Genomic DNA, 12,616 nt, shown 5'->3' with positions numbered 1-12,616 from the left:
CCGGGGGCGCGCCGCGTCGTACTGTGGGTTCGTATGACTGACATGCATCCCGGCAGTGACGGCACGTACAGCCTCCGCGACTTCCTGGCGCAGACCGCCGAGCGGGACAATCCCGGCGACGTGTTCGAGCTGGAAAGCAGCAAGATGCTGGAGGTGACGGTGAACGGCCGCATCTGGAGCAAGCTGGGCGCGATGGTCGCGTACAAGGGCAACCTGACCTTCAAGCGCGAGGGCATGCTCGAGGGCGGCCTGATGAAGGCCCTGAAGCGCGCCGTGTCGCAGGAGATGAGTCCGCTGGCGAAGATCGAGGGGCGCGGCGTGGCGTACCTGGCGGATCAGGGCAAGGAAGTGCAGGTGCTGCGGCTGGCGGGCGACAGCCTGAACGTGAACGGGAACGACCTGCTGGCCTTCGAGGACAGCGTGCAGTACGACATCACCATGCAGCGCCGGATTGCGGGCATGGCGGCCGGGGGGCTGTTCAGCGTGAAGGTGCAGGGGCATGGTCTGGTCGCCATCCTGAGTCACGGCAAGCCGCTGACGTTGCGGGTCACGCCGAACGAGCCGATCTTCACGGACCCGAACGCCACCATCGCCTGGAGTGGGAACCTGCAACCGCAGCTGCGGATGGATTCCAGCCTGCGGTCTATGATCGGCCGGGGCGGCGGCGAGACGTACCAGATGGTCTTCCAGGGTGACGGGTTCGTGGTCGTGCAGCCGTACGAGGAGTTCGAGCACGGCATGGGCGGCGACAGCAGCAGCGGCGGCAAGAGCCTGGGCGACCTGTTCGACTGAGCGGGCGGGTGGCCGGGAGCAGGTGGCAGGAACGGATTCAGGGCGGGGGCGGCGGCTCCCGCCCCATGCTGTTACTCTTCCTGCTCTCCACTGCCTGCATCCCACACGCCTCACGGGCTAGACTCGCCCGCAATGAGTCTGGTTGTGATGGCGACAGGTGGCACGGGTGGGCATATCTATCCGGCGGTGGCGACGGCGCGTGAGTTGATGGCGCGGGGGCATGAGACGCTGCTGCTGGGGCAGCGGGGCGGCATGGAGGAGCGCGTGGCGGCCGAGCAGGGCCTCGCGTTTCACGGGGTGGATGCCGGAAAACTGGCGCGCAGCGGGCAGGGCCGCCCGGACCCGCGTGAGCTGCTGCGGGCCGGGCAGGGCGTGGCGCAGGCGCGGTCGTTCCTGGCGCGCACGCGGCCCGGCGCGGTCGTCGGGTACGGGGGGTTCGCGAGTCTGCCGGGCGTGCTGGCCGCGCAGAGCCTGGGCCTGCCGACGGTGCTGCACGAGCAGAATGCGCGGCTGGGCCTGACGCAGCGGCTGGCGGTGCGGGGCGCGCGGGCGGTCGGGACGGCGTACGAGCGGGTGATCGGACTGGACCCGAGGCGGGCGTCGCTGGTGGGCATGCCGGTGCGCGAGACGCGGATGCCGCGTGCCGAGGCGCTGGCGCGGCTGGGGTTGCAGGACGGCCCGCTGACGATTTTCGTGATGGGCGGGTCGCAGGGGTCGCTGTTCCTGAACAATGCCGTGCCGGACACGCTGCGTCACCTGTTCGGCGGGGAGGGCCTGCTGGCCCCGCAGGCGAACGCAGGCCTGAGCGTGGACCTGGATTTCACGGGATCGCGGACCGGGGAGGGCGTGCAGGTGCTGCACTCGACCGGGCCGCGCTGGCTGGCGGACGTGGCGCGCAGCGTGAAGGACCTCGAGTGGTACGAGGCGGCTGGGTTCGTGGACGCGGTCGCGGCGTGGTCGGTGGCGGACCTGGCGATCACGCGGGCCGGGACGAGCACCCTGGCAGAGGCGGCGTTCCACGGAGTACCGCTGATCATGGTGCCGCTGCCCGAATCGGCCGAGAATCACCAGTTCCACAATGCGGTGGCGGTGCAGCAGGCCGGGGCGGGCGTCGTGGTGGAGCAGAAACACGTGTCCGGGGCGCTGGGCCGGGCGGTGTTAGAGTGTGCGGCAGCGGGTCCGCGCGCCTCGATGCGTGAGGCGGCGCTCGGGCGTTCCCAGGTGGGCGCGGCGGGGCGGTTCGCGGACCTGATCGAACGGCACCTGCGTTAGTGGGCCACCCCTGATCCCCCATGACTGACCTATCCCCCCAGCTGACAGCGCCCGGCGAGTCCGTGGCGTCCCAATCCGTTTCTTCCTCCGCGCCGGGTAGCGCGGGGGCCACCCAGCAGTCCGCGCCGCTGCACTATCACCTGATGGGCGTGGGCGGCATCGGCATGAGTGCCTTCGCGCGGCTGCTGGCAGCGGCCGGGCACCGCGTGAGCGGCTGCGACGAGTCCGTGACCGAGTTGACGGCGCAGCTTCAGGCCGAGGGCATTCCGGTCGCGGCCGGGCACGCGGCGGCGCACGTGCTGGACGCGCCGTTCGGGCCGGTGGACGTGCTGGTCGCGTCGGAAGCGGTTCCCAAATCGCACCCGGAACTCGTGGCGGCGCACGCCTCAGGCACGCTGGTACGGCCGCGCATGGCGCTGCTGGGCGACCTGCTGCGCGCCGGCCCCAGCGTGGGCGTGATCGGCACGCACGGCAAGACCACCACGACCAGCATGATCGCCGTGGCGATGCAGGGCGCGGGGCTGGACCCGTCCGCGTTCGTGGGCGGAATCGTGCCCGAGTTCGGCAGTAACGCCCGCGTGGGCACCGGGCCGTTCGTGGCCGAGGTGGACGAATCCGACCGGGCCTTCGCGGACCTGGGCTGCGGGACGGCCGTGTTCACGAACGCCGAGGACGATCACGTGGGCGGCAATCAGGCGACGTACTGGGAGACGGTCGAGGAGCAGCACGCGGGCTTCGCGCGGTTCGTGGCGCAGTCCGGGCGGGTGCTGCTGTGCGCCGACTGGCCGGGCCTGGATGAACTGGTGACGGGCGCCCCCGAACGCCTAAGTTACGGGCAGGCCGAGGGCGCCGATTACCGCGCGGTGAACCTGCGCCCGGACGAGGACGGCACGTCGTTCACGGTGTCGTTCCGGGGCGAGGTGCTGGGCGAGGCGCGCGTGGGGCTGCCCGGCACGCACAACGTGCTGAACGCCCTGGCGGCGCTGGCGGTCACGCACCTGCACGGCGGGGATTTTGCGCGGGCGGCCTCTGCGCTGGGGGCGTTCCGGGGGCCGGGGCGGCGCTGGCAGCGGATCGGGGAACTGAACGGCGCGTTGATCGTGGACGATTACGCGCACAACGCCACGAAGGTCGCGGCGGCCGTGCAGGCGGCCCGGCAGACCGGGCGGCGCGTGCGGATCGTGTTCCAGCCGCACCGCTTCCTGCGGACGCAGCAGTCCTGGCCCCGGCTGGCCGACGCGCTGATGGACGCCGACGAGGTGCTGCTGATGGACATCGCGGCGGCCAGCGAGGCGCCCATCGAGGGCATTCACGCGACCCTGATCTCGGGGCGCATGGTGGCTGGCGGGCACGCGGGCGTCACGTACATGCCGGACCGTCAGGAGATTCTGCGGGTGCTGCGTGCCTCGGCCGCGCCGGGCGACATCATCGTGACGATGGGTGCCGGGGACGTGTGGAAACTGTCGCGCGAACTGGCCGGAGGTCAGGCGTGATCGCCGCGCCGGTCAGCCGTACGGGCGCGCGGGTGGAGCGGTTGCCGCTGGCGCGCTTCACGACGCTGGGTGTGGGCGGCGAATCCGAGGTGTGGTTCGTGTCGGACCACGCGCAACTGGCCGAGGCGATGGAGCAGCCGTACCGCATCCTGGGCGGCGGCAGCAACCTCGTGATCGCCGACGAGGGCGTGCCGGAGCGCGTGATTCGCCTGAGCGGCCCGCTGGCCGAACGGGACCTGGAACCGGACCCGCACCTGAGTACCGCTGACGAGATCGTGACCGGCTGGGTGGGGGGCGGCGTGCCGCTGCCCGGCCTGATCCGTCAGCTTCAGAAGCTGGGCCTGAGTGGCCTGGAAGGCACGGTCGGGATTCCCGCGCAGGTAGGCGGCGCGGTCTGGATGAACGCCGGTACGCGCTACGGCGAGATGTTCGACGGTCTGCACACCATCGAGATCGTGACGCCGCAGGAGACGCGGCAGGTCACGCCGGACGACCTGAACTGGGGCTACCGGGACAGCGGCATTCCGCGGAACCACGTGGTGTCGCGCGTGCGGCTGCGGCTGCGGCGCAGTACCCCGGAAGCGGTGCTGGAGAAGATGGACTTCGCGGACAACGCCCGCAAGGGGCAGCCGAAGATGAAGACGCCGGGCTGCGCGTTCAAGAATCCGGGTGGCGTGAGCGCCGGGCGGCTGATCGACGAGGCGGGCCTGAAGGGCACGCGGGTCGGGAACGCGCTGATCGCGCCGGAGCACGCGAACTTCATCGTGAACCTGGGCGGCGCGACGGCCGCCGACGTGCACGCGCTGCTGAACGTGATCCGCGAGCGGGTGCCGGTGCCGATGGAACTGGAGTACGAACTGTGGCCCGAGGCGCTGCCTGCCGGCACGGCGCGGGACGTCACGGAGCGGGACGGCACGGTCTCGTGAGCGCCGATCCGGACGGGCCACCCCGTAACCGCCGCCTCTCGCCGCAGGAGTACGGCGGGGCTGTTGATCTGTCGTTCGGCCCGCAGGAGTCTGCGGAGGCCCGGGAGGCACCGGCGGAATCTCCGCCGGAGGTCCGGCCTCGCCGGGTCCTGTCGCGCCGTCAGTGGGCGCTGCGGGGCGTGCTGAGCGCCGCGCTGGTCGCCGGGGCGGGCGTGGGCCTGTGGTATGCGCTGCCGGTCAAGACCGTGACGGTCGAGGGCAACCGGCGGCTGCCGGAGGGCCGGGTGGTGGAACTGGCCGGGTTACAGGGGTCGTTCGGCTGGCTGTACTACGGCGCGTGGCGTGCGCGGGGGCTGCTGGACAGTCCGTGGGTGGCGTCGGCGTCGGTCACGCGGGTGTTTCCGGATACGGTGCAGATTCGCGTGACCGAGCGGGTCGCGCGGGTGCGCCTGCAACGTCCGGACGGGTCGGTGGTGGCGGTGTCGGTGGACGGCACGCCGCTGCCGGGGGCCGTGAACACCCAGAAGCTCCCGCTGGTCAGCGGGTGGGGGCCGGACCGGCTGGATGAAGTTCTGCAGGTGCTGGCGGCTCTGTCCCGCTACAATGTGCAGTCGGTCGTGTTCACGCCGACCGGCCTGACGGTGAAATTGCCTTCCGGGTCGGTCTGGAGTGGCGATCCACAGGCGCTCCTGAAGTATGCTGGGAGCATCAGCATGTATCCAGATAAAGACATTTCCATCTACCCCTGGGGGGTGAGCGTCCAGGAATGAAAGACAACACCATCATTGTGGGCCTGGACATCGGCACCACCAAAATCACGACCGTCATCGGCGAGGTCGGCCCGCACGGCACCGTCGACATCATCGGCTCGGGCACCGTCAACAGCGAGGGCATGAAACGCGGCAGCGTCGTGAACCTCGAACGGGCCACGCAGGCCATCAAACAATCCGTCCAGTCCGCCGAACGCGTCAGCGGCGTCAAGGTCGAGAGCGTGTTCGTCAGCGTCGCAGGCAACCACGCCAAGGCCATCACCAGCCACGGACTGGCCGCCATCCGCCGCAACCAGGAAATCGGGCAGAGCGACGTGGACCGCGCCATCGAGAACGCCCGCGCCGTCCCGCTCGACCCGAACCTCGAAATCATTCACACCCTCCCGCAGGAATACGTCGTGGACGGCCAGGAAGGCATCAAGAGCCCGGTCGGCATGCACGGCGTTCGCCTGGAAGTCGACGTACACATCGTCGCCGGAACCGCCGGACCGCTGCTGAACCTGCGCCGCTGCGTGCAGGAAGCGGGCCTGCACGTCGACGGCTTCGCACTGCACGCCCTGGCCAGCGGCCTCGCCACCCTGGAAGCCGCCGAGCAGGGCCAGACCGTGATCGTCGTCGACATGGGCGGCGGCACGACCGACGTGGCCGTATTCAAACGCGGCAACCTGGTGCACTCTGCCTGCATTCCCATCGGCGGCGAGCACGTCACGGCCGACCTCGCGCAGATCCTCAAGATTCCCGGCGAGGAAGCCGAGAACGTCAAACGCCGCTACGGCGCCGCCCTGCCGGACCTGGCCGACAAGGACCTGACGCTGGAGATCACCACCTCCTCGGGCAGCACGCACGCCCTGAGCGCCTTCGAACTGTCCCGCATCATCAAGCCGCGCATGGCCGAGATCTTCGGCCTGATCCGCGACGAGATCGACCAGTCACTCGGACCGGTGGAACTCGTCGCGCAGGGCGTGATCCTGACCGGCGGGGCGTCCATGCTGCGCGGCACGCCCGAACTGGCCCGCGACCGTTTCCGCCTGCCGGTGCGCGTGGGCAGACCGCGCGGGATCGGCGGCCTGACCGACATCGTCGCCGGACCCGGAGACGCCGCCAGCGTCGGACTGGTCCTGTACGGCATCGGCGAGGACGGCCGCGTGCCCGCCGTGGTGTTCACGGGCGCCGACACTGCGGGCGGCCACCGCGAGACGCGCACCGACCACCGCCCGGACACCCGAACCGACCACCGGCCCGCGCCGGATGCCAGCGTCACGGCCCACACCGCCGACGCGGGCGCCGCGCACGTGCCCGCACCGGCCCCCACCGCGCCCACCCAGCCGCCCGCGAAACCCGGCGTGAGCTTCATGGACCGCGTGCGGAACTGGTTCAAGGACTGGATGTAACCCGGCCGGGAACCGCGCCGCGCGCAGGCCAAACAGCGGGGGGAGGGAACGGTGCCGCAGCACCCGGCCCTCCCCCACTCGCTTGAACCGGCACGCGCGGCGCGCCCCTGCGTCAGTCCTGCCGCCGCGCGCCTGATATCGTGCGCTAAACTACACCGCAGAAGAACGGACCGCACGCACGTCGGAGCGGACCGTCACGTAAGGAGAGCATTGATGCAAGCGGCCAGAATTCGCGTGATTGGCTTGGGCGGTGCCGGCAACAACGCCGTCAACCGCATGATTGAATCCGGACTCGAGGGTGTCGAGTTCATCGCCGGAAACACGGACGCTCAGGTGCTGGCCAAAAGCCACGCCGAGATCCGCATTCAACTGGGGGACCGCCTCACCAGAGGGCTGGGCGCCGGAGCGAACCCCGAAGTGGGCGAGAAAGCCGCGCTGGAAGACCGTGAACGCATCAAGGAGTACCTCGAGGGCACCGACATGCTGTTCATCACCGCCGGGATGGGCGGTGGAACCGGTACCGGCAGCGCCCCCGTGGTCGCCGAGATCGCCAACGAGATGGGCATCCTGACGGTCGCCATCGTCACGCGGCCCTTCCGGTTCGAGGGACCCAAACGCCTGCGGGTGGCCGAGGAAGGCATCAGCAAACTCGCGGCCCGCGTGGACGGCATGATCGTCGTGAACAACGAGAAACTGCTGACCGCCGTCGACAAGAAAGTCTCGTTCCGCGAGGCGTTCCTGATCGCCGACCGCGTCCTGTACTACGGCGTGAAAGGCATCAGTGACGTCATCAACGTCGAGGGCATGATCAACCTGGACTTCGCGGACGTCCGCAACCTGCTGGCCGGGAGCGGCACGGTCCTGATGGGCATCGGCGCGGGCCGCGGCGAGAACGTGGCCGAGGAAGCCGCCATGAGCGCCATTCACAGCCCGCTGCTCGAACGCGGCATCGAGGGCGCGCAACGCATCCTGGTGAACGTGACCGGCAGCTTCGACCTGAGCATGACCGACGCCAACGAGATCGTCGAGAAGATCCGCGAGGCGACCGGCTTCGACGAACCCGACATCCTGTTCGGCATCACGCCCGACGAGGCCGCCGGGGACGAGGTACGCGTGACCGTGATCGCCACCGGCTTCAACGAGGTGCCCACCACCATCGCCGGAGGCGGCGGCGTGAGCATCCTCGACACCAGCAGCCACAGCAAGGTCCGCGCCACCTACGACCCCAAGGACTACGACATCCCCGCCTTCCTGCGGAACGTGGAACGCGACTGACACCGACTCCGGTTGAATGGCCTTTACAGCCCATTCAATCCGAGCAGATGCGAGGAGGAGCGAAACGGATTCCGGACGTGGAATTAGCAACCCGGTGCTGTTCCGGGTTGTTAACGAAACAATCGGAGTCCGTATCAGTTCAGTTGGGCGGCGGTCACCTGTTCGCCTCCGTACGCGGCGGTCACGTCCCGCAGCAGGGTGCGGGCCAGGGCCAGCAGTTCGTCCTCGCCGGTCCGTTCCAGCCGGAAGGCGCAGCCCGGCCCGTACTCGCCCTGAAAAGCCCCGTCGGCGCGGCGCACCCGCACCAGCACCTCGCACAGGCCCAGGCGCAGCCACGCGGCATGGTAACTCCCGGCCGGAGCGGGCCGCAGCCGCACGACAGGGTCGGCCGTGAATTCCAGCGTGACGTTGTTCAGCGGCAGGCCAGGGCCGCTGGCCGTGCGTAGCGCGTGGTACAGGGCGTTCAGGAACGCCTCGCAGGCGCGCTGCTCGGCCTGCCGGGCGTCGGCGTGGCGGCGGATCACGGCCTGAAGTTCATCGAATTCGCTCATGCGGACCGGTCACCGTGGCGGGGCGTGGCGTGGCGGGTGAAGGCGGTCATCGCTTCATTCGTACCATACGCGCCGCCACCGGTATTCTGCCCTGCGTGACGATTGCGCAGACCGACTGACGGATCTATGCGAACTCCGACTGAACAGCTTGCAAAGCCATTCAATCGGAGTCCGCATGAGTGGATCAGCGGGGCCTGCGGGTGGAGTTCAGCTCGCGTCGCCCATGTTGCTGCTGGGCGGGTCGCTGGCGTCCATGCTCTGGGCAGATTCGACGTCGTGTTTGTCCATGCCGCGTTCGCGGTACGCGCCGGCCTCGCGGCTTTCGGCGTTGACTTCGGCGTCGATTTCCTCGGCGGTGTCTTCCTTGCCCATGAACTGCAGGTCCACGTTGCGGATGGTCTTCTCGTCGTGGGGGGTGTTGGTGTCGTCGTTGGTCATGGTCTTACGCTACTGCGCTGGCCCGGAAGGCGCCTGAAACGGTCCTTCATGTGCAGCCCACCGTTCGTTGAGGGTGGGGGCGTTCAGTGGGCGAGGGTCAGGACGCTCTGGTTGCCGCGCAGGATCACGACCTGAATGCCCGCTCCGGCCAGCGCGGCGGCGCGGCGTTCGAGGTCGCGGGCGGCGTCGGGCAGGCCACTCCACTGGCGGCGGGGTTGCTCGCCGGGTTCCAGGTAGTAGCCTTCGGGCAGCGTGACGATGGTGACGCGGGCGGCGGTGGCGCGCGCCCTCAGGGCCTGGGTCAGCAGGTCCGGGCCGGGGCTGGCGGTCAGGATGATCAGGTTCCCGCCGCTGCGGGTGGGGGGCAGGTAGGGCGGGGCGGGATCCGGGGCGAGGCGGGCCAGCAGGCGAAGGGCGGCCTGCATGGACAGCGGGTCGCGGCCGCTGGGGCTCAGGGCGGCGCTGGTGGCGGCCGCGACGGGCAGGCCCAGGCTGGCGGCCTCGCGGACGAGGCTGGCGGCGAGGCGGGCGGCGCTGTCCACGAAGACCTCACCGCCACTGCTGGTGTCCACGAAGACCGTGAGGCTGCTCGCGGCGGTGCGTTCGGGTTCGCGGACGGTCAGGGTGCCGGTGCGGGCACTCAGGCGCCAGTGAACCCGGCCGGGCGGGTCTCCGGGCACGTAGTCGCGCACGCCGCGCAGGCTCAGCGGGTCGTCCAGGCCGACGCGGCGGGTCAGGGTGCCTTCCGAGAGCAGGGGGCGCAGCAGGTCCGGCAGGATCAGTCCGTGCGTGCCGGGAAACACGTCCAGGGTGGTGGGCGGTCCGGGCAGCGGCGCGGAGTGCCAGAACAGCCCGAGCGGGTCGGCCCAGCGCAGGGTGCCGCCGGGCCAGTCGTGCGCGCCGCGCCGGTTGAGGGTCAGGGTGGTGGTCAGGTCGTGCTCCGCGTGGCCCAGCAGGCGCACGCTGAGTTCGGGCGTCACGGCCGGGACGACGCCGCGCGGCGTGGGGTCGTCCAGCAGGACGCGCAGGGGGCGGCGGCTGCGCAGCGTGACGCGCACGGTCAGCGGGACGCGGGTGCCCTCGAATCCCGTGGCAGGCAGGAGGCGTTCCACGCTGACACCGGGCGGGCGGCGTGAGCCCCACCACAGGGCGGCCAGGACCGCGCCGACCAGCAGCAGCCAGGGCAGGGCGGTGATCAGGGCAACGGACAGCGTGTTCACCGGGCGGGCGGCGCGCTGAGTTCAGCAGGGACGGGTTCGGCCTTCAGCAGCTCGGTGACGATGGCGTGGTCGGGCACACCCTGGAGCCGCGCCTCGATGCGCAGGCTCAGGCGGTGGGCGAGGACGCCGGGCGCGGCCGCCTGCACGTCGTCCGGGGTGACGAAGGACCGCCCGGCCAGCCACGCGAGGGCCTGCGCGACCCCCTGGAGGGCGAGGCTGGCGCGCGGCCCGGCGCCCAGGGTGACGCTGGGGTGCGTGCGGGTGCGGGCGCTCAGGCGCGCGAGGTACGCCTGCACCTCGGGCGCGACGAACACGGCGCGGACCTGCGCCTGGGCGTCCAGCAGCGCGGCGGGCGTGGTGACGGCCCCCAGCGTGGCAATCGGGTGCTGCGTCTGGAGGCGGGCGAGCATCCGCACCTCCTCCTCGTGGGTGGGGTACCCGACGGACAGGCGCAGCAGGAAACGGTCCAGTTGCGCTTCGGGCAGGCGGTAGGTGCCTTCGTTCTCGATGGGGTTCTGCGTGGCGATCACCACGAACGGCGTGGGCAGCGGGCGGGTCACGCCGGATTCCGTGACCTGCCCCTCCCCCATCGCCTCAAGGAGCGCGGACTGCGTGCGGGGCGTGGCGCGGTTGATCTCGTCGGCCAGCAGCACCCCGGTGAAGACCGGGCCGGGCACGAACTCGAAGGTGCCGGACTGCGGGCGGAACACGCTGACGCCGGTCACGTCGCCCGGCAGCAGGTCCGGCGTGAACTGCACCCGCTGAAAGTCCAGGCCCAGACTGACGGCCAGGGCGCGGGCCAGCATGGTCTTGCCGGTGCCCGGCGCGTCCTCCAGCAGCACGTGCCCGCCGGCCAGGATGCCTGCCAGCGCGAGGCGGGTCACGGCTTCCTTGCCGACCAGGACGCGGGCGACATTCTCCAGGACCGCGCGGGCGAAGTCCGGTGTGGGGGTGGGGGCGGAAGTGATGGGGGTCAGGGTCTGGGTCATGGGGTGTCCTCGGTGGGTGCGGGGGGCAGGGTGGGGAGCGTGCGGGTCAGGAGGTCGGCGGCCTGTTCGGCCTGCGCGGCGTCCTCGTCGGTCAGGCGGCCGCCGTAGCGGACGGGTTCGTACGCGGCGGTCAGGGTGGCGAGCGGCGCGGCCAGTGGAGCGTGCAGCGCGCCCAGGCGGGCAGCGTACGCGGCGGGTGTCTCGGCAGCCACGCGCGGCCACCCGGCGGCGCTCAGGGCGGTCTGCGCGGCGCGGTACGCCTCGCGGACACGGTGCGTGGCGGCGGCCTGGGTGGCGGGCGCGTCAGGAGGCAGATCCGGCGGGTCGCCGGGCAGGGCCGGGTCCGGGGTGCCCTGGCGCCGCAGCCACAGCAACGCCCCGGCCAGCGCGAGCACCAGCGCCAGAGTGACCCAGGTCAGCGTGGGCATCAGCCACGACAGGTCGATCACGCGCGCCGCGTCCACGCTGGCAGGGCCACCCCCGGCTCCCGGCTGGCCCTCCGGTTCCGGCAAGGCTGGCGGGAGCGTGGCCGGGCTGCCCGACCCGCCCATGTACAGCATGACGGCCGCCACCACCCACAGCAGGCCCGTCAGCAACAGGCCCGCCACCATCAGCCACTCGGCCGGGTGGGGAGGCCGCCCACGGGCGCGCCGCAGGGCGGGCACGCTCAGACCCGCGCCCAGCAGCATCAGACCTGCCATCAGCATGAATTCCAGCTGATGGCTCACCTCGCCCAGGTTCAGGCTCTGTGGGGGCCGGAAAGGCTGGAGCAGTGGCGCACCCGTCGCCCCACTGGCCGGGGTGGACCTGCTGTCGGGCGTGGGCACCGGGGCCGGGACAGTCGCCGACGACGACGCCACTGCCGTTTCCCGGCCAACCGGTCCGGCCGGGGTGGCGGGCAGCAGCAGCGCCAGCAGCAGGAGCGGCGCGGCTCCCAGCGCCAGCAAGCCCCACCAGCGGCGGGCCGGTTCCGGGGCGGTCAGCGGGGCGCGGCGGGCGTCCGGTCCGGGACGGGCCAGCGCGCCGCCCAGCAGGGCCAGGGGCACGCCCACCTGCGGGGCCAGCAGCCCCAGGGCCAGCGGGACCAGCAGGGCGCGGCGGCGGCCGTCCTCCAGGGCGTGCGCGGCGGCACTCAGGGCAAAGCCGCCAAGGCTGGCCAGCAGGTACAGCCCGGCCAGACGCAACAGCGCCGCCCCGTCACCCAGACTGCCGGGCAGGCCGGACAGCATCCCCAGCCCGATCAGCAGTTGCGTGCCCAGCACACGCGCCTGCACCCAGGCAGGCCAGCGCACGCCCAGCGCGAACAGAGCGCACAGCGCCGCCACTGACCAGAGCGGCAGCAACCCCGCCAGGCACAGCGGCAGCAGCGCCAGTCCGTACGCCGTCCAGGGAGGCCCGCCCGTGACCCCCAGGGGCGCGGCGTTCAACACGCGGCGCACCACGTGCGGCGACACCAGCAACAGGCGGGCCACCGGCCCGGCACAGAAACAGGAAAGGTC

The 12,616-nt window shown here is 71.3% G+C and carries 12 protein-coding genes; 7 read left to right on the top strand and 5 right to left on the bottom strand.

All coding sequences use genetic code 11. From position 1 onward, the window contains the following. Positions 1-33: 33 nt before the first annotated feature. From IEY70_RS01360 to ftsZ, 7 genes are all read left to right on the top strand, one after another. Complete coding sequence (locus tag IEY70_RS01360) at positions 34-792, top strand: AIM24 family protein (RefSeq protein WP_189063165.1); 759 nt, start codon at positions 34-36, stop codon at positions 790-792. A gap of 132 nt (positions 793-924) precedes the next feature. Beyond that, positions 925-2,064, top strand: coding sequence for an undecaprenyldiphospho-muramoylpentapeptide beta-N-acetylglucosaminyltransferase (gene murG, locus IEY70_RS01355; RefSeq protein ID WP_189063164.1), 1,140 nt, complete (start codon positions 925-927; stop codon positions 2,062-2,064). Positions 2,065-2,207: 143 nt separating this feature from the next. Continuing rightward, complete coding sequence (gene murC, locus IEY70_RS01350) at positions 2,208-3,557, top strand: UDP-N-acetylmuramate--L-alanine ligase (RefSeq protein ID WP_189063285.1); 1,350 nt, start codon at positions 2,208-2,210, stop codon at positions 3,555-3,557. Beyond that, positions 3,554-4,483, top strand: coding sequence for a UDP-N-acetylmuramate dehydrogenase (locus IEY70_RS01345; RefSeq protein WP_189063163.1), 930 nt, complete (start codon positions 3,554-3,556; stop codon positions 4,481-4,483). The genes murC and IEY70_RS01345 overlap by 4 nt, the downstream gene beginning before the upstream one ends. After that, positions 4,480-5,253 carry a cell division protein FtsQ/DivIB gene (locus tag IEY70_RS01340; protein WP_229777539.1) on the top strand — a complete coding sequence of 258 codons (774 nt, stop codon included), beginning with the start codon at positions 4,480-4,482 and terminating at the stop codon, positions 5,251-5,253. The genes IEY70_RS01345 and IEY70_RS01340 overlap by 4 nt, the downstream gene beginning before the upstream one ends. Next, positions 5,250-6,644: a cell division protein FtsA gene (ftsA, locus tag IEY70_RS01335; RefSeq protein ID WP_189063162.1), complete on the top strand. Its 1,395-nt coding sequence runs from the start codon at positions 5,250-5,252 to the stop codon at positions 6,642-6,644. The genes IEY70_RS01340 and ftsA overlap by 4 nt, the downstream gene beginning before the upstream one ends. 213 nt (positions 6,645-6,857) lie before the next feature. Then, positions 6,858-7,919 (top strand): cell division protein FtsZ, encoded by a 1,062-nt coding sequence (gene ftsZ, locus IEY70_RS01330; RefSeq protein ID WP_189063161.1) that lies wholly within the window; start codon positions 6,858-6,860, stop codon positions 7,917-7,919. Positions 7,920-8,053: 134 nt separating this feature from the next. On the opposite strand, the gene IEY70_RS01325 is transcribed toward ftsZ, so the two are convergent. The 5 genes from IEY70_RS01325 to IEY70_RS01305 all read right to left on the bottom strand — a co-directional run bounded on the left by IEY70_RS01325 (position 8,054) and on the right by IEY70_RS01305 (position 12,589). Next, entirely contained in the window at positions 8,054-8,470 is a 417-nt protein-coding gene (locus tag IEY70_RS01325) for a hypothetical protein (protein WP_189063160.1), read from the bottom strand. A gap of 207 nt (positions 8,471-8,677) precedes the next feature. Continuing rightward, on the bottom strand, positions 8,678-8,908 hold the full coding sequence (locus IEY70_RS01320) for an M-like protein (RefSeq protein ID WP_189063159.1): 231 nt from the start codon (positions 8,906-8,908) through the stop codon (positions 8,678-8,680). Between the two features lie 83 nt (positions 8,909-8,991). Further along, the gene (locus IEY70_RS01315) at positions 8,992-10,128 is read right to left on the bottom strand and encodes a DUF58 domain-containing protein (RefSeq protein ID WP_229777538.1); all 1,137 of its coding nucleotides are present in this window, start codon (positions 10,126-10,128) and stop codon (positions 8,992-8,994) included. Further along, positions 10,125-11,117, bottom strand: a complete 993-nt coding sequence (locus IEY70_RS01310; protein WP_189063158.1) for an AAA family ATPase — start codon at positions 11,115-11,117, stop codon at positions 10,125-10,127. Before IEY70_RS01310 ends, IEY70_RS01315 begins: the two co-directional genes overlap by 4 nt. After that, positions 11,114-12,589 carry a DUF4129 domain-containing protein gene (locus IEY70_RS01305; protein ID WP_189063157.1) on the bottom strand — a complete coding sequence of 492 codons (1,476 nt, stop codon included), beginning with the start codon at positions 12,587-12,589 and terminating at the stop codon, positions 11,114-11,116. Before IEY70_RS01305 ends, IEY70_RS01310 begins: the two co-directional genes overlap by 4 nt. Between the last annotated feature and the right edge of the window lie 27 nt (positions 12,590-12,616).

It is taken from the genome of Deinococcus seoulensis (genome assembly GCF_014648115.1).
GTDB lineage: Bacteria > Deinococcota > Deinococci > Deinococcales > Deinococcaceae > Deinococcus > Deinococcus seoulensis.
The sequence above is the reverse complement of the archived record's forward strand: the minus strand, read 5'-3'. Positions and strand labels throughout refer to the sequence as shown.